The 20275-nt window shown below is 37.1% G+C and carries 21 protein-coding genes; 19 read left to right on the top strand and 2 right to left on the bottom strand.

Annotation, left to right across the window (positions count from 1 at the left end; genetic code table 11):
• Positions 1 to 84: 84 nt before the first annotated feature.
• Entirely contained in the window at positions 85 to 879 is a 795-nt protein-coding gene (gene spo0A, locus ACTT1L_RS07410) for a sporulation transcription factor Spo0A (RefSeq protein ID WP_014297988.1), read from the top strand.
• Positions 880 to 1132: 253 nt separating this feature from the next.
• Here the strand turns inward: spo0A and ACTT1L_RS07405 are convergent, their stop codons facing one another.
• Positions 1133 to 1279 (bottom strand): YycC family protein, encoded by a 147-nt coding sequence (locus ACTT1L_RS07405; RefSeq protein WP_001247671.1) that lies wholly within the window; start codon positions 1277 to 1279, stop codon positions 1133 to 1135.
• A 50-nt stretch (positions 1280 to 1329) separates the two neighbouring features.
• On the opposite strand from ACTT1L_RS07405, the gene ACTT1L_RS07400 reads away from it, so the two are divergent.
• Positions 1330 to 2058, top strand: coding sequence for a glycerophosphodiester phosphodiesterase (locus ACTT1L_RS07400; RefSeq protein WP_000172565.1), 729 nt, complete (start codon positions 1330 to 1332; stop codon positions 2056 to 2058).
• 49 nt (positions 2059 to 2107) lie between these two features.
• Here ACTT1L_RS07400 and ACTT1L_RS07395 read toward each other — a convergent pair whose 3' ends face one another.
• The gene (locus tag ACTT1L_RS07395; RefSeq protein ID WP_001190187.1) at positions 2108 to 2341 is read right to left on the bottom strand and encodes a DUF2627 domain-containing protein; all 234 of its coding nucleotides are present in this window, start codon (positions 2339 to 2341) and stop codon (positions 2108 to 2110) included.
• A 136-nt stretch (positions 2342 to 2477) separates the two neighbouring features.
• Here ACTT1L_RS07395 and ACTT1L_RS07390 point away from each other — a divergent pair, with 136 nt between their 5' ends.
• From ACTT1L_RS07390 to ACTT1L_RS07310, 17 genes are all read left to right on the top strand, one after another.
• Entirely contained in the window at positions 2478 to 4550 is a 2073-nt protein-coding gene (locus ACTT1L_RS07390) for a sigma-54 interaction domain-containing protein (protein ID WP_000811008.1), read from the top strand.
• A 195-nt stretch (positions 4551 to 4745) separates the two neighbouring features.
• Complete coding sequence (gene yqiS, locus ACTT1L_RS07385) at positions 4746 to 5645, top strand: phosphate butyryltransferase (RefSeq protein WP_442821851.1); 900 nt, start codon at positions 4746 to 4748, stop codon at positions 5643 to 5645.
• 34 nt (positions 5646 to 5679) lie between these two features.
• Complete coding sequence (locus tag ACTT1L_RS07380; RefSeq protein ID WP_001162675.1) at positions 5680 to 6780, top strand: leucine dehydrogenase; 1101 nt, start codon at positions 5680 to 5682, stop codon at positions 6778 to 6780.
• A gap of 87 nt (positions 6781 to 6867) precedes the next feature.
• Positions 6868 to 7971, top strand: coding sequence for a butyrate kinase (gene buk / locus ACTT1L_RS07375; RefSeq protein ID WP_000115774.1), 1104 nt, complete (start codon positions 6868 to 6870; stop codon positions 7969 to 7971).
• 4 nt (positions 7972 to 7975) lie between these two features.
• The gene (gene lpdA, locus ACTT1L_RS07370; protein ID WP_001051291.1) at positions 7976 to 9397 is read left to right on the top strand and encodes a dihydrolipoyl dehydrogenase; all 1422 of its coding nucleotides are present in this window, start codon (positions 7976 to 7978) and stop codon (positions 9395 to 9397) included.
• Between the two features lie 27 nt (positions 9398 to 9424).
• Entirely contained in the window at positions 9425 to 10426 is a 1002-nt protein-coding gene (gene bfmBAA, locus ACTT1L_RS07365; protein WP_000852555.1) for a 3-methyl-2-oxobutanoate dehydrogenase subunit alpha, read from the top strand.
• A gap of 13 nt (positions 10427 to 10439) precedes the next feature.
• Entirely contained in the window at positions 10440 to 11423 is a 984-nt protein-coding gene (bfmBAB, locus tag ACTT1L_RS07360) for a 3-methyl-2-oxobutanoate dehydrogenase subunit beta (RefSeq protein ID WP_000290076.1), read from the top strand.
• A 15-nt stretch (positions 11424 to 11438) separates the two neighbouring features.
• Positions 11439 to 12758, top strand: a complete 1320-nt coding sequence (locus ACTT1L_RS07355) for a dihydrolipoamide acetyltransferase family protein (protein WP_000257652.1) — start codon at positions 11439 to 11441, stop codon at positions 12756 to 12758.
• Positions 12759 to 13099: 341 nt separating this feature from the next.
• Positions 13100 to 14278, top strand: a complete 1179-nt coding sequence (locus ACTT1L_RS07350) for an FtsW/RodA/SpoVE family cell cycle protein (protein ID WP_000831200.1) — start codon at positions 13100 to 13102, stop codon at positions 14276 to 14278.
• A gap of 102 nt (positions 14279 to 14380) precedes the next feature.
• Positions 14381 to 15085 carry a DUF421 domain-containing protein gene (locus ACTT1L_RS07345; protein ID WP_000550968.1) on the top strand — a complete coding sequence of 235 codons (705 nt, stop codon included), beginning with the start codon at positions 14381 to 14383 and terminating at the stop codon, positions 15083 to 15085.
• A gap of 69 nt (positions 15086 to 15154) precedes the next feature.
• Positions 15155 to 15619, top strand: a complete 465-nt coding sequence (locus ACTT1L_RS07340) for an NUDIX hydrolase (protein ID WP_442821850.1) — start codon at positions 15155 to 15157, stop codon at positions 15617 to 15619.
• Between the two features lie 120 nt (positions 15620 to 15739).
• Complete coding sequence (locus ACTT1L_RS07335) at positions 15740 to 16147, top strand: YjdF family protein (protein WP_000366594.1); 408 nt, start codon at positions 15740 to 15742, stop codon at positions 16145 to 16147.
• 143 nt (positions 16148 to 16290) lie between these two features.
• On the top strand, positions 16291 to 16704 hold the full coding sequence (locus ACTT1L_RS07330) for a BrxA/BrxB family bacilliredoxin (RefSeq protein WP_001998211.1): 414 nt from the start codon (positions 16291 to 16293) through the stop codon (positions 16702 to 16704).
• Positions 16705 to 16999: 295 nt separating this feature from the next.
• The gene (locus ACTT1L_RS07325; protein ID WP_000735471.1) at positions 17000 to 17779 is read left to right on the top strand and encodes a transporter substrate-binding domain-containing protein; all 780 of its coding nucleotides are present in this window, start codon (positions 17000 to 17002) and stop codon (positions 17777 to 17779) included.
• A gap of 36 nt (positions 17780 to 17815) precedes the next feature.
• Positions 17816 to 18475, top strand: coding sequence for an amino acid ABC transporter permease (locus ACTT1L_RS07320; protein WP_001046921.1), 660 nt, complete (start codon positions 17816 to 17818; stop codon positions 18473 to 18475).
• Positions 18468 to 19190: an amino acid ABC transporter ATP-binding protein gene (locus tag ACTT1L_RS07315; protein ID WP_000590218.1), complete on the top strand. Its 723-nt coding sequence runs from the start codon at positions 18468 to 18470 to the stop codon at positions 19188 to 19190. Before ACTT1L_RS07320 ends, ACTT1L_RS07315 begins: the two co-directional genes overlap by 8 nt.
• 100 nt (positions 19191 to 19290) lie before the next feature.
• Positions 19291 to 20259 (top strand): aromatic acid exporter family protein, encoded by a 969-nt coding sequence (locus tag ACTT1L_RS07310; protein WP_000472680.1) that lies wholly within the window; start codon positions 19291 to 19293, stop codon positions 20257 to 20259.
• Positions 20260 to 20275 lie beyond the last annotated feature (16 nt).

The following is a 20275-nucleotide window of genomic DNA, read 5'->3' as shown; positions in this document are numbered from 1 at the left end:
AATTTTCACACAATTGTCGAACAATTCATGTAGCCTAGAAGGATACACATGTCGGAGAATCGATTCGGTAAGGGAGGAAAAGCTGTGGAGAAAATTAAAGTATGTCTTGTGGATGATAATAAAGAATTAGTATCAATGCTAGAGAGTTATGTAGCTGCTCAAGAGGATATGGAAGTAATTGGTACTGCTTATAATGGTCAAGAGTGTTTAAATTTATTAAAAGATAAGCAGCCGGATGTACTTGTATTAGATATTATTATGCCACATTTAGATGGGTTAGCTGTACTAGAGAAAATGCGCCATATTGAAAGGTTAAGACAGCCTAGCGTAATTATGTTGACAGCGTTTGGACAAGAAGATGTGACGAAAAAAGCAGTTGACTTAGGTGCGTCATATTTCATATTAAAACCATTTGATATGGAGAATTTAACGAGTCATATTCGTCAAGTGAGCGGTAAAGCGAACGCTACTATTAAACGTCCACTGCCATCTTTCCGATCAGCAACAACAGTAGATGGAAAACCGAAAAACTTAGATGCAAGCATTACGAGTATCATTCATGAAATTGGTGTGCCTGCTCATATTAAAGGGTACATGTACTTAAGGGAAGCAATTTCTATGGTGTACAATGACATCGAATTACTGGGATCTATTACGAAAGTATTGTATCCAGATATCGCGAAGAAATATAATACAACAGCAAGCCGTGTCGAGCGTGCAATCCGTCACGCAATTGAAGTAGCATGGAGTCGTGGGAATATCGATTCTATTTCGTCCTTATTCGGTTATACAGTATCTATGTCAAAAGCAAAACCTACGAACTCTGAGTTCATCGCAATGGTTGCGGATAAGTTGAGACTTGAACATAAGGCTAGCTGAGAATAGAAGAAGTAAGGGATTTAAGTTTTAATAAAGCTTAATAATTCTTGAAATGTATACTCGATAGTAAATTTAAAACCAATGAACTTTTTAATTAATGACCAATGAATGTTAGAATTCGTTGGTCTTTTTATTGTACATGTTCGAAGTGAAGGTTAAATTGAATCATGGTATATCCAATGAGGGATTTTAGCAAGGAAGCCATCCATGATATAATAGAAAATAATAAAAAGTCCTGCGAAACAGGACTGTATTATTCTTCGTCTTTATTTTGTTTTTCTAATTCAACTAACTTTTGAATTAAAATGTGCTGCGGCATATGCATAAGTTGTTCAAGTGGAACACCTAGTGCTTTTGATAGGCGGACTGCAGTGTCTGGAGAAATTTGTAATGGTCTCATAGAAGTACCTCCTTTTTCGTATAGTATAGCATAAGATTGGGGGAGTGAGGATGACTCTTATATTTGCGCATCGTGGTGCAGCGGGAACATACCCAGAAAATACGATGATTTCATTTGAAGCAGCTGAATCTTTTAAGACAGATGGAATTGAGCTGGATGTTCAATTAACGAAAGACGGAAAGGTTGTCGTCATTCATGATGAAACAGTGAATCGGACAACGAATGGAAAAGGTGCGGTTCGAAATTATGTATATGAGGATTTATGTAAATTAGATGCGAGTTATAAATTTGGTGATAAAGTAGGATTTTGTAAAATACCTCTTTTAGAAGAGGTGTTAAAATGGATTGAAAAAACAGAGTTGTTACTTAATATTGAACTTAAAAATAATAAAATTCCATACAGAGGTTTAGAAGAAGAAGTTATAACGCTTGTACGGAAATTTAATCTAGAAGATCGTGTTATATTTTCTTCATTTAATCATTACAGTATGAAAAGGTGTCATATGATGGCTCCAGATATTCAAACAGCGATTTTATATCGCGAAGGTTTGCATAGTCCGTGGGCATATGCAAAAAAAATGGGGGCTACAGCAGTGCATCCTAATTATCGTTATCTTCAAGATGCTGTTGCCGAACTAACGATGGAAAGTGATGTAGAGGTTCGGCCCTATACAATTAATGAAGAAACACTTATGCGTAAATATTTTGATATGAATATTTCGGCGATTATTACGGATTATCCTGAAACGGCAAGAGCATTATTGCCAATAAAAAAATGAGACCGCTTGTAACGGTCTCATTTTTTTATTTGTAAATAGTAGGGCTTTCCTATCTTCGAAAGCGAGCTTGTACTTTATTTCGTTTACGATCTCGGTGTAAGACGAAACCACCAAAGATATAAAATCCGAGCGCGAAGCAGAGAGCCCCGATTAAAAATTGTAACCATAGTATAGAGAGTGGAGGAAATAAAATCCCGAATACGGTATCTCTCATTAACTTAATGCCAAACACAGCTAATGAAATAGGGATGAGTGCTAATAATAGAGCAAGGTAACGCTGCATATAAACGCTCCTTTTCAGATTATTTTGTTTATTTTAATGATGTTATATGAAAAGGGGGTTTGTCAAGAGGGGGCTGAACGAGTAAGATAAGGGTGTGAAAAATTTTGCAGAGATACTCCGAGAGGAAGTGTAATATATGAAACAAAAAGTTTTAATTGTTGGTGCAGGTGAAGGTGGTAGTACACTGCTGCGTCTGTTACAGAGTTCGAATATATTTCAAATTATAGGGATTATTGATATAAATCCGATAGCAAAAGGGTTACAGATGGCAAAGGAATACGGGATTGCAATTGGAGAGAGTGTGACTCCGTTTCTTTCTATGCACATTGATGTAATGTTTGATATGACAGGTGACGATGATTTACATAAAGATTTATTAAAGAAAAAGCATAAAGATACTCTTCTTATACCAGGTGATATTGCAAAAATTGTTACGAGATTAGCACATGAGAAGGAAAATTTAATTGGAAAGTTAGAAGAGCAAACGCAGCAAGGTGATTTAATTTTAAACTCTACGCATGACGGTATGATAGTGATTGATCAAGAAGGACAAGTTCGCCTATTCAATAAAAGTGCAGAACGTATTATCGGATATAAAAAAGAAGATGCGGTAGGGAAATATATTTTAGAAGTTATTCCGACTAGTAAGTTGCTTCGTATTATACGTACGAAACAAATAGAAGTAAATTATGAACTGACGCTTGAGAATGGAAAGAAAATTATTACAACCCGTATTCCAATATTAAAAGAGGGAGGAGAAGTGCAAGGGGCATTTGCGATTTTTAAAGATATAACAGAGGTTGTAGATCTTGCGGAAGAAGTTACAGATTTAAAGGAGATTCAAACGTTACTTGAGGCGATTATTAACTCGTCTGAGGAAGCCATTTCGGTCGTGGATGAAAAAGGTCGAGGGTTAGTAATTAACCCTGCATATACGAAATTAACAGGTTTAACAGAAGAGGACATTATTGGAAAGCCGGCTACAACTGATATTGTAGAAGGTGAAAGTATGCATATGAAAGTACTTCGAACGCGTAGGGCGGTACGAGGCATACATATGAAAATCGGACAAAAAAAGCGAGATGTAATTGTAAACGTAGCACCAGTTATTGTGGATGGAATATTGAAAGGGAGCGTCGGTGTAATTCGCGACGTATCAGAAATTCAAAAATTAACAAATGAACTGAATAGAGCAAGGCAAATCATTCGAACGTTAGAAGCGAAATATTCATTTGATGACATTGTCGGAAATTCAGATGAAACAACGGCTGCTATTGAACAGGCGAAACTGGGGGCGAATACACCAGCAACAGTGTTGTTACGCGGGGAGTCAGGGACAGGTAAAGAATTGTTTGCGCATGCTATCCATAATGGAAGTAATCGGAAATATAATAAGTTTGTTCGTGTAAATTGTGCAGCTATTTCGGAGACGTTGTTAGAAAGTGAATTGTTTGGTTATGAGGAAGGGGCGTTTTCTGGCGCGAAAAGAGGGGGAAAACGTGGATTCTTTGAGGAAGCGAATAACGGCAGCATCTTTTTAGATGAAATAGGGGAACTATCTGCAAATACGCAAGCGAAACTCCTTCGCGTTTTGCAAGAGAAAGAAATTGTAAAAGTTGGTGGAACGAAAGCGATCCCTATCAATGTCAGAGTAATTGCAGCGACGCACGTGAATTTAGAAAAAGCCATTCTAGAAGGGAAGTTTAGGGAGGATTTATATTATCGATTAAATAAAATTCCAATTCAAATCCCATCTCTTCGTCAGCGTAAAGGGGATATACCGGCAATCGCAGACAGATTAATTCAAAAAATCAACCAAGATTATGGCCGAAATATAGAGGGGCTCACTAATTCTGCTATTTCATATTTACAATCATATGAATGGCCAGGGAATGTGAGGGAACTTGAAAATATTTTGGGGAGAGCTATTATCTTTATGAATTATAACGAGACCTATATTGATGTACAACATTTACCGCCATTACATAACGAAGAGCAAGTGGAGTCAAAACAAGCTCATTTATTGCCTGAGTTAGAAGAAAAGCCACTTGAGCATTTAGTGACGGAGTTTGAAGGGAATATCATTCATGAATATTTAGAGAGATTTGGTGGAAATAAAACACAAACAGCAAGAGCGTTAGGAATTTCGGTTCGAAATTTATATTACAAGCTAGAAAAGTATGAGTGTGCAAAAAATAGCATGCAATAAATTGCGTACCGTGCAATTTATTGCATGGTATACAAAAAGCGACAAAATAAGACAGAATCTTTTGTTATTTTCCAAAGTATTGATTTTACTGTGTTTTGAATGCGTTTTCATTATTGGTAAGACCACTTTTGAAAGTTGGCACGGTATTTGCTTAATAAAAAGACGAGGGACGACGGAAAGGGTTGATTACAAAATATGAAGTTAGAACACTTAATTGATCAAGCGGCAGGCCAGCCTAAAAAAACTGTGGCTGTAGCAGTAGCTGAAGATCATGAAGTAATTGAAGCTGTAGCGAAAGCAATTACATTACAGCTAGCTCAATTTCGTCTATATGGAAATCAAGAAAAAATAATGGGGATGCTACAAGAACATAGTTTACAAACTTCAGAACATATTGAAGTGATTGCAACACAGTCAAGTGCTGAGGCTGCAGAACTTTCTGTTAAAGTTGTAAGAAATGGCGAAGCAGATGTGCTTATGAAGGGGAACATCCCAACAGCAAATATTTTGAAGGCTGTATTAAATAAAGAGTGGGGACTTCGTAAAGGTAGCGTACTTTCACACGTTGCAGCATTTGAAGTTCCAAACTACAATCGTCTCATTTTTGTTACAGATGCAGCGATGAACATTGCACCTGATGTAACACAAAAAGCTGCTATTATACAAAATACTGTAGAAGTTGCCCGGGCAATAGGAATTGATTTGCCGAAGGTAGCACCAATTGCAGCGGTAGAGGTTGTGAATCCTGCGATGCAAGCGACAATTGATGCAGCGATGTTAACTCAAATGAATCGCCGCGGACAAATTAAAAATTGTGTCGTTGATGGACCACTTGCTTTAGATAATGCAGTATCACAAATTGCAGCAGAACATAAAGGCATAGTAAGTGATGTAGCAGGTAAGGCAGACATTTTACTCGTCCCAACAATTGAAGCTGGAAATGTACTATATAAATCACTCGTATACTTTGCGGATGCAAAAGTAGGAGCAATGATTGCTGGCGCAAAAGCACCGATTGTTTTAACATCTCGTGCTGATTCAGCAGAAACAAAAGTATATTCATTAGCATTGGCAGTTGCCACTGCTTCAAAATAAACCAAATAGGGTAAAACATTAGGGGGAAACGACAATGGCATTAGAAATCTTCGAATACTTAGAAAAATATGATTATGAGCAAGTAGTATTTTGTCAAGATAAAGAATCAGGTTTAAAAGCAATCATTGCAATTCATGATACAACACTTGGACCTGCTCTTGGTGGAACAAGAATGTGGACATATGATTCTGAAGAAGCGGCGATTGAAGATGCATTGCGTCTTGCAAAAGGGATGACATACAAAAACGCAGCAGCTGGTTTAAACTTAGGTGGTGCGAAAACAGTAATTATCGGTGATCCACGTAAAGATAAGAGCGAAGCAATGTTCCGTGCATTAGGTCGTTATATTCAAGGACTAAACGGACGTTACATTACAGCTGAAGATGTTGGTACAACAGTAGATGATATGGATATTATCCACGAAGAAACTGACTTTGTAACAGGTATTTCACCATCATTCGGTTCTTCTGGTAACCCATCTCCAGTAACTGCATACGGTGTTTATCGTGGTATGAAAGCTGCTGCGAAAGAGGCTTTCGGTACTGATAATTTAGAAGGAAAAGTAATTGCTGTTCAAGGTGTTGGTAACGTAGCATATCACCTATGCAAACATTTACACGCTGAAGGCGCAAAACTAATCGTTACAGATATTAATAAAGAAGCTGTACAACGTGCAGTAGAAGAATTCGGTGCAACAGCAGTTGAGCCAAATGAAATTTACGGTGTTGAATGTGATATTTACGCACCATGTGCATTAGGCGCAACAGTTAATGACGAAACTATTCCACAACTTAAAGCAAAAGTAATTGCAGGTTCTGCAAATAACCAATTAAAAGAAGATCGTCACGGCGACATCATTCATGAAATGGGTATTGTATACGCACCAGACTATGTAATTAATGCAGGTGGCGTAATTAACGTAGCAGACGAGTTATATGGATACAATAGAGAACGCGCATTAAAACGCGTAGAATCAATTTATGACACAATTGCAAAAGTAATCGAAATTTCAAAACGCGATGGCATTGCAACTTATGTAGCAGCTGATCGTCTAGCTGAAGAGCGCATTGCAAGCTTGAAAAACTCTCGTAGCACATACTTACGCAACGGTCACGACATTATTAGCCGTCGCTAATCATTCATATATTACTTTTACAAAAGGTGTGGTTACCTCTTATGAGGTTTCCACTTCCTTTTGAATTTATTAGTGGAGGTAGCAACAGTGTCTGTAAATCGAATTCTTGTTATTAATCCGGGTAGTACATCCACAAAAATTGGTGTTTTTGATAATGAAAGACCCGTTTTAGAAGAAACTATTCGTCATGACGAAGAACAGATTGGAAAATATAAGCGAATTATCGACCAATATGAGTTTCGTAAAGAAACGATCTTAGAAGTTCTACATTCTCACGGTATTAACATTTCAAAATTAAACGCAGTTTGTGGCCGTGGGGGATTACTTCGTCCAATCGAAGGCGGAACATACACAGTAAACGATGCGATGTTAGAAGATTTAAAAAATGGTTTTAGCGGTCATCACGCTTCAAACCTTGGGGGCATTTTAGCATATGAAATAGCTTCTGGATTAAATATTCCGGCATTCATTGTAGACCCTGTCGTTGTAGATGAAATGGAGCCTATTGCTCGTATAAGTGGTATTGCTGGTATGGAACGCAAAAGTATTTTCCATGCATTAAATCAAAAAGCAGTTGCTCGTAAAGTAGCTGAACAGTTAAATCACAAATATGAGGATTTAAATTTATTAGTTACACATATGGGCGGAGGTATTACAGTTGGTGCTCATAAAAAAGGAAGAGTAATCGATGTAAATAACGGTTTAAACGGAGAAGGCCCATTTAGTCCAGAGCGCGCTGGTACAGTACCAGTAGGGCAACTAGTAGAAATGTGTTTCTCTGGTGAGTATTACCGAGATGAAATGATAAAAAAACTTGTCGGACAAGGTGGACTTGTAAGTCTTATCGGTACAAATGATGCGATTAAAGTAGAACAAATGGTTGAAAAAGGTGATCCTGAAGCAACTCTTATTTATAAAGCTATGGCATATCAAGTTGCAAAAGAGATTGGCGGAGCTAGCGCTGTACTTCACGGGAAAATCGATGCAATCGTATTAACTGGTGGACTTGCTTACAGTAAAATCCTTGTTGATGAAATAAAAGAACGAGTAGACTGGATTGCAGATGTTATCGTACATCCAGGAGAAGATGAATTACAAGCATTAGCAGAAGGGGCACTTCGTGTACTACGTGAAGAAGAAGCTCCAAAAGAATATATTGTACGTGAAAAAGAAACGGTAGCTAGGGGTTGAGATAATGGCAAAAGAATATGATTTAGTCATCGTTGGCGGCGGTACTGGTGGATATGTTGCTGCAATTCGTGCATCACAACTAGGGTTAAAAACTGCACTTGTTGAAAAAGAAAATCTTGGTGGTACTTGTTTACACAAAGGATGTATTCCTAGTAAAGCCCTTTTACGTAGTGCGGAAGTATACGCAACTGCTAAAAAAAGCGAAGAGTTCGGAGTTATTGCAAGTAATGTAGAACTAAACTTTGCGAAAGTACAAGAGCGTAAAGAGAAGATTGTAACGCAACTTCATAAAGGTGTTCAGCACTTAATGAAACAAGGTAAAATTGATGTGTTTGAAGGTATTGGCCGTATTCTTGGCCCATCTATTTTCTCTCCGATGCCAGGGACAATTTCAGTTGAACTTGCAAGTGGAGAAGAGAATGAAATGTTAATTCCAAAAAATGTACTTATTGCAACAGGTTCTCGTCCGAATTCATTACCAGGTTTAGAATTAGACGGAGAGTATGTAATGTCTTCCGATCATGCCCTAAAAATGGAAACGCTTCCTAGCTCGATTATTATCGTTGGTGGCGGTGTAATTGGTATTGAGTGGGCATCTATGCTTGCTGACTTCGGTGTAGAAGTTACAGTATTAGAGTATGCGAAAACGATACTACCACTAGAAGACCAAGACGTTTCAAAAGAAATGCAACGTCTATTCAAGAAAAAAGGTATTAAAGTGGTAACTGGTGCAAAAGTATTACCAGAAACATTGGTAAAAGATAATGGAGTAACAATTCAAGCTGAACATAACGGTGAGAATAAAGAATTTAAAGCAGAAAAAATGCTTGTATCTGTAGGACGACAAGCCAATACGCAAAATATTGGTTTAGAGAATACGGATATCGTTGTGGAAAAAGGATACATTCAAACAAATGAGTTTTATCAAACGAAAGAATCTCATATTTACGCAATCGGTGATGTAATTGGTGGCTTACAGCTTGCTCACGTTGCTTCTCATGAAGGAATTGTTGCAGTAGAACATATTGCTGGTAAAGAAGTTACACCAATTGATTATTCTATGGTATCAAAATGCGTATATAGCAGTCCGGAAGTTGCTTCTGTCGGTTTAACAGAACAAGAAGCGAAAGAAAAAGGCTATAAGCTAAAAGTAGGTAAGTTCTCATTCCGTGCAATCGGAAAAGCGCTTGTATACGGCGAATCAGATGGTTTCGTAAAACTTGTAGTTGATGAAGAAACAAATGATATTCTCGGTGTTCATATGATTGGACCGCATGTAACAGATATGATTTCTGAAGCGGGTCTTGCAAGAGTACTTGATGCAACACCTTGGGAAGTAGCACATACAATTCATCCGCATCCATCATTATCTGAGGCGATTGGTGAAGCAGCATTAGCTGTAGATGGAAAAGCGTTACACGCATAAAAATGTGGATTTAGGAGGTTATGAAAAATGGCAGAAGTAAAAGAAAAGCGCCATGAAGAGCTTGGCTTAAGTGATGAGCAAGTATTAGAAATGTTCCGTACGATGTTACTTGCACGTAAAATCGACGAACGTATGTGGTTATTAAACCGTGCTGGTAAAATTCCATTCGTAATTTCTTGTCAAGGACAAGAGGCAGCACAAGTTGGAGCAGCATTTGCTCTTGATAGAGAGAAAGATTATGCATTACCATACTACCGTGATATGGGTGTTGTACTAGCGTTTGGTATGACAGCGAAAGAACTGATGCTATCTGGTTTCGCGAAAGCTGGAGATCCAAACTCTGGTGGTCGTCAAATGCCTGGTCACTTCGGTCAAAAGAAAAATCGTATTGTGACAGGTTCATCTCCAGTAACAACGCAAGTACCACATGCAGTTGGTATTGCATTAGCTGGAAAAATGGAAAAGAAAGATTTAGTAACGTTTGTTACATTCGGTGAAGGTTCTTCCAACCAAGGTGATTTCCATGAAGGTGCAAACTTTGCTGGCGTACACAAGTTACCTGTTATTTTTATGTGTGAAAATAATAAATACGCAATCTCTATTCCAGTTGAAAAACAATTAGCATGTAAAAATGTATCAGACCGTGCAATTGGATACGGTATGCCTGGATATACAGTAGACGGAAACGATCCGCTTGCAGTATATAAAGCTGTAAAAGAAGCAGCAGACCGTGGCCGCCGTGGTGAAGGTCCAACTTTAATTGAAACAGTATCATATCGTTTAACAGCACATTCAAGTGACGATGATGATCGCGTTTATCGTGATAAAGAAGAAGTAGAAGAAGCGAAGAAAAATGATTCAATTGTAACATTTGCTGCTTATTTAAAAGAGGTTGGCGTGTTAACTGAGGAATCAGAAAAACAAATGTTAGACGAAATTATGCATATCGTAAACGAAGCAACAGAATATGCAGAAAATGCTCCGTATGCAGCACCTGAAGATGCATTGAAGCACGTATACGCAGAATAGGGGGGAACGTTTCATGGCTGTAATGTCTTATATTGATGCTATTACATTAGCAATGCGCGAGGAAATGGAACGCGATGAGAAAGTATTCGTTTTAGGTGAAGATGTTGGTAAAAAAGGTGGCGTATTTAAAGCGACACACGGATTATATGATCAATTTGGTGAAGATCGTGCGCTAGATACACCACTTGCAGAATCTGCAATCGCTGGGGTTGCAATTGGTGCAGCAATGTATGGAATGCGTCCAATCGCTGAAATGCAGTTTGCGGATTTCATCATGCCAGCAGTAAACCAAATTGTTTCTGAGGCAGCAAAAATTCGTTACCGTTCTAATAATGATTGGACTTGTCCAATCACAGTTCGTGCGCCATTTGGCGGCGGTGTTCACGGTGCATTGTATCATTCGCAATCTGTAGAAGCGATGTTTGCAAACCAACCTGGTTTAAAAATCGTTATCCCTTCTACACCATATGATGCAAAAGGCTTACTAAAAGCTGCAATTCGTGATGAAGATCCAGTATTATTCTTTGAGCATAAACGTGCATATCGCTTAATTAAAGGTGAAGTGCCAGAAGATGATTACGTATTACCAATCGGAAAAGCAGATGTAAAACGTGAAGGTGATGATATTACTGTTATCACATACGGATTATGTGTTCATTTTGCTCTTCAAGCAGCTGAAAAGTTAGCGCAAGATGGCATCTCTGCACATATTCTTGATTTACGTACTGTATATCCATTAGATAAAGAAGCAATCATTGAAGCAGCTTCTAAAACAGGTAAAGTTCTTCTTGTAACAGAAGACAATAAAGAAGGAAGTATTATGAGTGAAGTGGCAGCAATTATCGCTGAAAACTGTCTATTTGATTTAGATGCACCAATTGCGCGTCTTGCAGGTCCAGACGTTCCAGCAATGCCATATGCACCAACAATGGAAAAATTCTTTATGGTAAATCCAGATAAAGTTGAAAAAGCAATGCGTGAACTTGCGGAATTTTAATCGGGGGGACTATACATGGCTGTAGAAAATATTACAATGCCTCAGCTCGGGGAGAGCGTTACAGAGGGTACAATTAGTAAATGGCTCGTTAATGTTGGCGATCACGTAAACAAATATGATCCGCTTGCAGAAGTAATGACTGATAAAGTAAATGCTGAAGTACCATCTTCTTTCACTGGTATTGTGAAAGAGTTGATCGCTGGTGAAGGTGATACGTTAGCTGTAGGTGAAGTAGTTTGTGTGATTCAAGTAGAAGGCGCAGATGAAGTAGCAGCAACAGCTGTTGAGGAAAAAACAAAAGAAGAACCAAAGGCAGAAGTAGCTACGCCTGAAAAAGCACCGAAAGCAAAACAACCAACTGATGGAAAACCTCGTTTTTCACCAGCTGTGTTAAAACTTGCAGGTGAACATAACGTTGATTTAGATCTAGTAGAAGGTACGGGAGCAAACGGCCGTATCACTCGTAAAGATATTTTAAAGCTAGTGGAATCAGGAAATATTCCGCAAGCAGGTGCGGCGAAGAAAGAGGAAGCGGTAGCGGCAGTAGTAGAAGCGCGTCCGGAAGCACCAAAAGCAGCGCCAGTAGCACAAAAAGTAGAAGCTGCGAAACCAGTTTCTGTACCAACAATGCCTGGCGATATCGAAATTCCAGTAACAGGTGTACGTAAAGCAATCGCAGCGAACATGTTACGTAGTAAACACGAAGCGCCACACGCTTGGATGATGATTGAAGTAGATGTGACAAACCTTGTGTCATACCGTAATTCAATTAAAGGTGATTTCAAAAAACGCGAAGGCTTTAACTTAACGTTCTTTGCTTTCTTCGTAAAAGCAGTAGCACAAGCGTTAAAAGAGTATCCTCAAATTAATTCAATGTGGGCTGGCGATAAAATCGTTCAGAAGAAAGATATTAACCTTTCTATCGCTGTTGCGACAGAGGACGAACTATTTGTACCAGTAATTAAACACGCGGACGAGAAGACAATTAAAGGTATCGCTCGTGAAATTACAGAACTTGCGGGAAAAGTACGTACGAAATCGTTAAAAGCGGACGAAATGCAAGGCGGAACATTTACAATTAATAACACAGGATCATTCGGTTCTGTTCAATCTATGGGTATTATTAATTACCCACAAGCGGCTATTTTACAAGTTGAATCAATTGTAAAACGCCCAGTAATTATGGAAAATGGTATGTTCGGTGCTCGCGACATGGTTAACTTATGTTTATCACTTGATCATCGTGTACTAGATGGTTTAATTTGTGGTAAGTTCTTAGGACGTGTAAAAGAAATTTTAGAAAATACGTCAGAAAATAATACATCTGTATATTAAATAAAAAGCTCGCTTATGCGAGCTTTTTATCATCTTATTTCTTCATCTACATCCTACTATATGTATAATACCTTTCCCAGTAATCTTACAATGAACCATTATGTATTAGGAATTTATGAAAATACATTGCTGATATATGGTATATGGATATAAAATAAGAAAAGAATAATTTTTTTGGCAAATCTTACTGACGAAACTGTAGTATAATATATTGTATTGTATGAAAAAGAGAGTTATTCTATATAAGTGTTTTATAGATAATGTGTAATCAGTCGTCAAAACATGAAGAATGTTGACTCCTGGTTTTTTATTTTGCTGTAACAATGTTTCAGGAGGATGTCATGAAAAGAAGTACCGAGTTTCTAAAAAGTTTAGATGTAAAATTAATTTTAATTTTGTTAGCATTATGTGTTACAAGTATAGCTGCTATATATAGCAGTCAGCAAACTGGCCAATATGGAGAGGCAAACTTTGCGATGAAACAAGGTTTGAACTACATAATTGGGGTTGTATTGTTATTGCTTGTTGCAAGCATCGACTTAGATCAATTACAAAAATTGTCTTGGCCACTTTATATCGTTGGATTTGCTTCACTTATTCTTTTGAAAATACTACCGGTTTCCAATTTCACACCTGAAAAATTAGGTGCAAAAAGATGGTTTGTATTTCCGTTAGTTGGACAAATTCAGCCATCTGAGTTTTTCAAAATTTCATTGCTTCTCGTAGTAGCAAGTATAGCAGTGAAACATAATGCGCAGTATATGGCAAGGACATTTCAAACGGACTTAAAATTAGTAGGTAAAATTATGCTAGTATCCCTCCCGCCTATGGCTGTTGTATATAGCCAACCGGATACGGGGATGGTGTTCTTATACGCTGCTGCCATTGCATGTATTTTATTTATGTCAGGTATTCAGAAGAAATTGATAGCGTTATGTACAGTTATTCCAGTCACCATACTATCCACGTTAATATTTATTTACGTAAGGTATGAGGATTTCTTCTTTAATAAGTTAGTTACGCTACTAAAACCGCACCAACAATCACGTATTTTAGGTTGGTTAGATCCATTTGAACATACAGATCAAGGTTATCAAACACAGCAATCAATTTTAGCTGTAGGTAGTGGCGGTATGGAAGGGAAAGGGTTTGGCGAAGGGAATGTTTATATCCCTGAGAAGCATACAGACTTTATTTTCGCTACAATTGCCGAAGAAGGTGGATTTATCGTAGCAGCGTTAGTTGTATTCTTGTTCTTATTACTACTATATAGAACAATTATTATCGGTTATTCTGCTGATAATTTATTCGGTACATTATTATGTGCTGGGTCAATTGGGATATTAACGGTTCAAATATTCCAAAATATCGGTATGATTGTTGGATTAATGCCTGTAAAAGGGATTGCATTACCTTTCTTATCGTATGGGGGAAGTTCCTTGTTCTCGAATATGATTATGATGGGTCTCATATTATCGGTACGAAAAACGTATAAAAAGTATATGTTTTCCGTTAAGTAAAAAGCTGGTTCGTTTTTAAACGAACCAGCTTTTTACATATATACTCATAAACGTTGCAAACTAAAACAGACTAGCAGTTTAGGATGTAAGGAGTGCAAAGTGATGCATATGCATATTTTTGAGGGAGCACGGCATCTTTCTAATAGTGAATGGGTTATTCGGGCTATTATAGCATACATATTTTTAATATTAGTTGCGAAAGCGATGGGGCAAAGGTCCATCGCACAACTTCGCTTTTTAGATGTTGTATTGGTGTTATTGCTTGGCGGGAATATTTCTAACGCATTGTCTGATGAAAAAGTAGGATTAATGGGCTCGATGATTACAACGTTTATACTCGTTGTACTTCATATTATAAGTTCAGTTTTAATGTTGAAGTGGGATAGATGGAGACGCTTTTTAGAGCCAGCACCTATCATTCTTATACACAACGGCTCCATTGATTTTAGCAATTTGAAAAAAGCGAGAATTACCGTGGAATATTTATTTTCAGAACTTCGTATGCGAAATGTGAGCGATATTCAAACAATCAAATTAGCATTATGGGAAGCGAACGGTGTCGTTTCTATATTTCGGTATCCAGAATATGAGGCAGTTTCCCGACTTGATCTAAAAGTGGCGGGAAAAAAATCTCCAGTTTCTTTTGTATTAGTAAAGGATGGGAGCATTCAGCAAGATGTTCTTGCATTATTAGGGAAAACAGAAGAATGGGCGAGAGAATTTCTAGAGAAAAACGCAGAAGTTGAATCCATTTTGTTAGCTACAGTAGATGAAACACATAAAATAAATATTTTGTTAAAAAAATGAAAAATATACGCATTTTGTCGTTTCATACATATGATACAATAGTGTGGACAACGAAAAAGGAGGGATACGATGGGATATGTAGAAGAATTACGGAAAATAGTTGGTCATCGCCCTTTAATTTTAGTTGGTGCTGTTGTACTCGTTATAAATGAAAATAGATATGTATTATTACAACAAAGAACAGAGCCTTACGGAAGATGGGGGCTGCCTGGTGGATTAATGGAGCTTAGTGAATCACCAGAAGAAACTGCTTTTCGTGAGGTATACGAAGAAACAGGAATAAAGGTGAAGAACCTACGATTAATCAATGTGTTTTCTGGAGCGAACTATTTTACAAAATTAGCAAACGGTGATGAATTTCAATCTGTAACGACCGCTTATTATACGGACGAATACGATGGAGATTTTGTTATGAACAAAGAAGAAGCGGTTCAGCTTAAATTCTTCCCACTAACAGAACTACCTGACTATATTGTTGGGTCGCATAAAAAAATGATTAGTGAATATATGAAGATTATGGAAAAAAAGATATAATAATAGTGAAAGAAATACAAAAACACAGTTCTGGTTGGTAGTCCAGACGCATGATTTCATGTCAGTAACCTTCCCCTCCGGGATGTCCCGTATTTCTAATTTTTTTAGGGGGGGCTGTCAATGGATTTGACAGTATATCACGATGGCCAATTTTTTGTTGGAATCATTACATGTAAAGAAAAAGGGAAGTTGTATGGAGCGAGATATATTTTTGGAACGGAACCTTCAGACGAAGAAGTGCTTATATTTGTGAACGGTTCAATGTTAGCGTATTTTCAGCACTTTGCAAAATGTGGCGTGGAAGTGAAAGAAAAACAGCGTCCCAAAAATATAAAGCGAATCATACGACAAGCTGCAAAAGAAGTAAATGTAAACCGCTTTACTAAGGCGCAAGAGGCAATTAGCTTATCTTATGAACTGCATAAACAAGAAAAGAAAGTGCAATCTAAGGAGAAGCGAGAGGCTGAAAAACAAAGAAGACGTTTAATCAAAGTACAAAAAGCAAAGCAAAAACATCGTGGTCATTGAGAAAAGGTGTTAGAGCAAGAGCTCTAACACCTTTTCTATGCTGAAATACAAGTAAACTTACTTGTATTTCATAAACATTAACTGGTAAGATACAAATAGGTAGTTTTAGAGGAGGGAAAAGATTGATTAATTTTAACTTTTTTATGAATGATGTTGTCCGCCAAGCGCGTGAAGAGATTGTCTCTGCTGGATATACAGAATTGACGACGCCAGAAGCAGTAGACGAAGCGTTTAAAAGAAATGGAACAACACTTGTAATGGTAAACTCTGTATGTGGTTGTGCAGGCGGTATTGCTCGTCCTGCTGCTGCGCATTCTGTACATTATGATAAACGTCCTAACCACCTTGTAACGGTGTTTGCAGGTCAAGATAAAGAAGCGACAGCAAGAGCTCGTGAATATTTCGAAGGGTATCCACCATCTTCTCCATCATTTGCTTTATTAAAAGATGGAAAAATTGTAACGATGGTAGAGCGTCATGAAATTGAAGGTCATGAACCGATGCAAGTTATTGCAAAACTACAATCGTATTTCGAAGAGAATTGCGAAGAACTATAATCAGTGGAGGTGGTTCATCCCAACTGATTATAAGTCCTTATAAAAATAAATGAAAAGGCGGTACGTCCATACTCAAGTGGATGTACCGCCTTTTTTTATTTCGTATTAAAATTTTTGGGATATGCATAGTTTTGTTATTTTATGCATCTTTTTATACACGGATAACTGTATTTTAACTCGTTTTATTTTTATTTTTATTTTATATATTGCATAAAAATAAAAGTGCTGATACAATACAAACATCGAATAAATATTCTATTAAACTTTTAAATATACATTATTAGGGGGAAGAAAGATGAAGAAGTTATTATCAATATCGTTTGCACTTATTTTAATTGTAAGTATGTTCAGTGCTTGTAGTAATGGGGAAGAAAAGGCTACTGGAAAAAATAAAAAAGTACTCGTTATGGGGACTTCAGCAGATTATAAACCATATGAATACGTAGAAGCTTCAAAGAGTGATGAAATTATCGGCTTTGATGTTGATGTTGCTAAATATATCGGAAAAGAACTTGGTTATGAAGTGAAAGTGAAAGATATGGATTTTGGTGGTTTATTAGCATCTCTTAGCTCAGGAAAAGTTGATTTCGTAATGGCAGGTATGACGCCAACTGCAGAGCGTAAAAATAATGTTGATTTCACAGATATTTACTTTGTTGCGAAAAACATGGTCGTTTCTAAAAAAGACTCTAACATTAAATCTATAGAGGATTTAAAAGGGAAAAAAGTAGGGGTACAAACAGGATCTATTCAAGAAGAGAAAGCAGCAGAATTTAAAAAGCAAGTAGATTTCAAAGTTGAGGGACGTGACCGTATACCAGAAATCGTACAAGAAATTAAAGCTGGTCGTTTTGATGCTGCAATTATAGAAGACACAGTTGCTAAAAATTATTTAGAGAAAATGAAAGATTTACAAGGAATTGAAATTAAAGAAGCTCCAGAAGAAGTTGGAGCAGCAATTGCCCTTCCGAAAAACAGTGATAAAACAGCTGAATTTAATAAAGTAATTAAAAAAATGCAAGAAAATGGAGAAATGGATAAATTAGTGAAGAAATGGTTTGGCAGCGAAAAATAAGCTGCCTTTCACTTTTCTGTGAGGGGAATGAAAAGAATGAACTTAGATTTTTCGGCGATTACGCCTTCGATACCATATATATTAAAAGGTCTAGAAGTTACTTTGAAAATTGTAGCAGTATCAGCTTTAGCAGGGTTTCTTTTAGGGACGTTATTAGCACTTTGCAAAATTGCTAGAATACGAGCATTAAATATAGCGGCAGATCTTTATACATCAATTTTCCGTGGTACACCACTTGTATTGCAATTAATGATTATTTATTTCGGTGTCCCGCAAATAATTGGTTATGAAATACCGGCATTCTTAGCAGCTGTACTTGCATTTAGCTTAAATTCAGGTGCATATATGTCAGAAGTAATCCGTGCCGGCATTCAAGCGGTTGATAAAGGACAAACAGAAGCGGCGATGGCTTTAGGAATTCCATACGGAAAAATGATGCGAAATATCATTTTTCCTCAAGCTTTAAAAAATATATTACCGGCACTTGTAAACGAGTTTGCGACACTTACGAAAGAATCGGCTGTAGTAACAGTAATAGGAGCAACGGATTTAATGCGTCGTGCTTATATCGTAGGCGGGGAGACTTTTAAATACCTTGAACCATTACTTTTTGTTGGACTCATTTATTATATGCTAGTCATTATTCTTACATTAGTCGGGAAGGCAATTGAAGGGAGAATGAAGAAAAGTGATTAAAATTGAAAACCTTCATAAATCATTTGGAAAAAACGAAGTATTAAAAGGGATTACAACAACGATTGAAAAAGGGGAAGTAGTAGCAATTATTGGACCGTCTGGATCAGGGAAATCAACATTTTTACGTTGTATGAATGTGTTAGAAGCACCGACAAATGGTCACATTTGGATTGGAACGGAAGAAGTAACGAATCCAAAAACGAATATTATGCACGTTCGTGAAAATGTCGGAATGGTATTTCAGCATTTTCACCTATTTCCTCATATGACTGTATTAGAAAATATTACGTATGCTCCTATCAATGTAAAAGGAGTAACGAAACAAGAAGCTGAAAAGAAAGCCGAAAAACTGTTAGAAAAGGTCGGCTTATTAGATAAAAAAGATACGTATCCAAATCGTCTTTCGGGAGGACAAAAGCAACGTGTAGCAATTGCAAGAGCGTTAGCAATGGAACCAGAAGTAATGTTATTTGATGAACCGACATCAGCACTAGATCCAGAGATGGTAAAAGAAGTGTTAGAAGTTATGAAATCATTAGTTACGACAGGAATGACAATGGCGATTGTTACACATGAAATGGGATTTGCAAAAGAAGTAGCAGATCGTGTTCTCTTTTTAGATGGTGGAAAGCTTGTAGAAGATAGTGCGCCAGCAGAATTTTTTGCAGCACCGAAAAGTGAGCGTGCGCAACAATTTTTACAAAAGATATTGTAATATGTAAAGGTTACGTGAATAATAAGTAGAAAAGGATGACATTGTGTCATCCTTTTTTTATACTAACTGTAAATACGTTTATACATATAGGAGCAATGCTATGTTCAAAATTGGATACCGTACAGTAAAAACAGCAATAGGGACAGGCGCAGCCGTTTTTATTGCACAGTTATTAGGGTTGGAATTTTATAGTTCAGCGGGTATTTTAGTTATATTATGCGTACAAAATACGAAACGTAAATCACTTCAAGTGTCGTTACACCGTTTTTTAGCCTGTGTATTATCAATGGTGTTCGCGTTTTGTATTTTTGAAACAATTGGATATACACCACTAGCAATTAGCGTACTATTACTTACATTTATTCCGACTGCAGTCATGTTTAAAATTCAAGAAGGTATTGTTACGAGTTCAGTTATTGTGATGCATCTATATTCATTGAAACAAATTACATGGCTTATTGTTGGGAATGAAATTGCGATATTAACGATAGGGATTAGCGTGGCTCTATTAGTAAATATGTATATGCCAAGTAGTGAAAATAAGCTAAAAGAGTATCAAGGTAAAATAGAAAATAATTTTAAAACGATTTTGTTTGAAATGGTTGTATATTTACGAAACCGAGAAAGTAGTTGGAGCGGGGCAGAACTTATTGAAACTGAACAGATGCTAAATGAAGCTAGAGATTTATCGTTTAAGAAACTTGAGAATGCATTTATGCGAGAAGATGACTATTACTATCGCTATTTCAATATGCGTATGCAACAATTCGAAATTTTAGAGCGAATGATTCCGTTAGCAGCTTCTTTATCATGGACATATGAACAAGCGGACATGATTGCGGATGTGGTTGAAAACATTGGAAATGCTATTAGCCCTCAGAGTACCGGGGTTATTTCTTTAAGGCAGCTTCAAGAAATGCGAGAATTATTTAGAGATATGCCATTGCCGGCTACCCGTGAAGAATTTGAGATACGTGCGAAACTTGTTCAACTTGTATACGAAATGGAACAATATTTACTCATTAAAAGTCGCTTTAAAGGAAAGGATAATATAAAAGAACTTATATAGAAGGTAGGAATTATCT

Source organism: Bacillus sp. FH (genome assembly GCF_052216825.1).
GTDB lineage: Bacteria > Bacillota > Bacilli > Bacillales > Bacillaceae_G > Bacillus_A > Bacillus_A paranthracis.
Note: the sequence above shows the minus strand (reverse complement) of the source record. Positions and strands in the feature narration are given on the sequence as shown.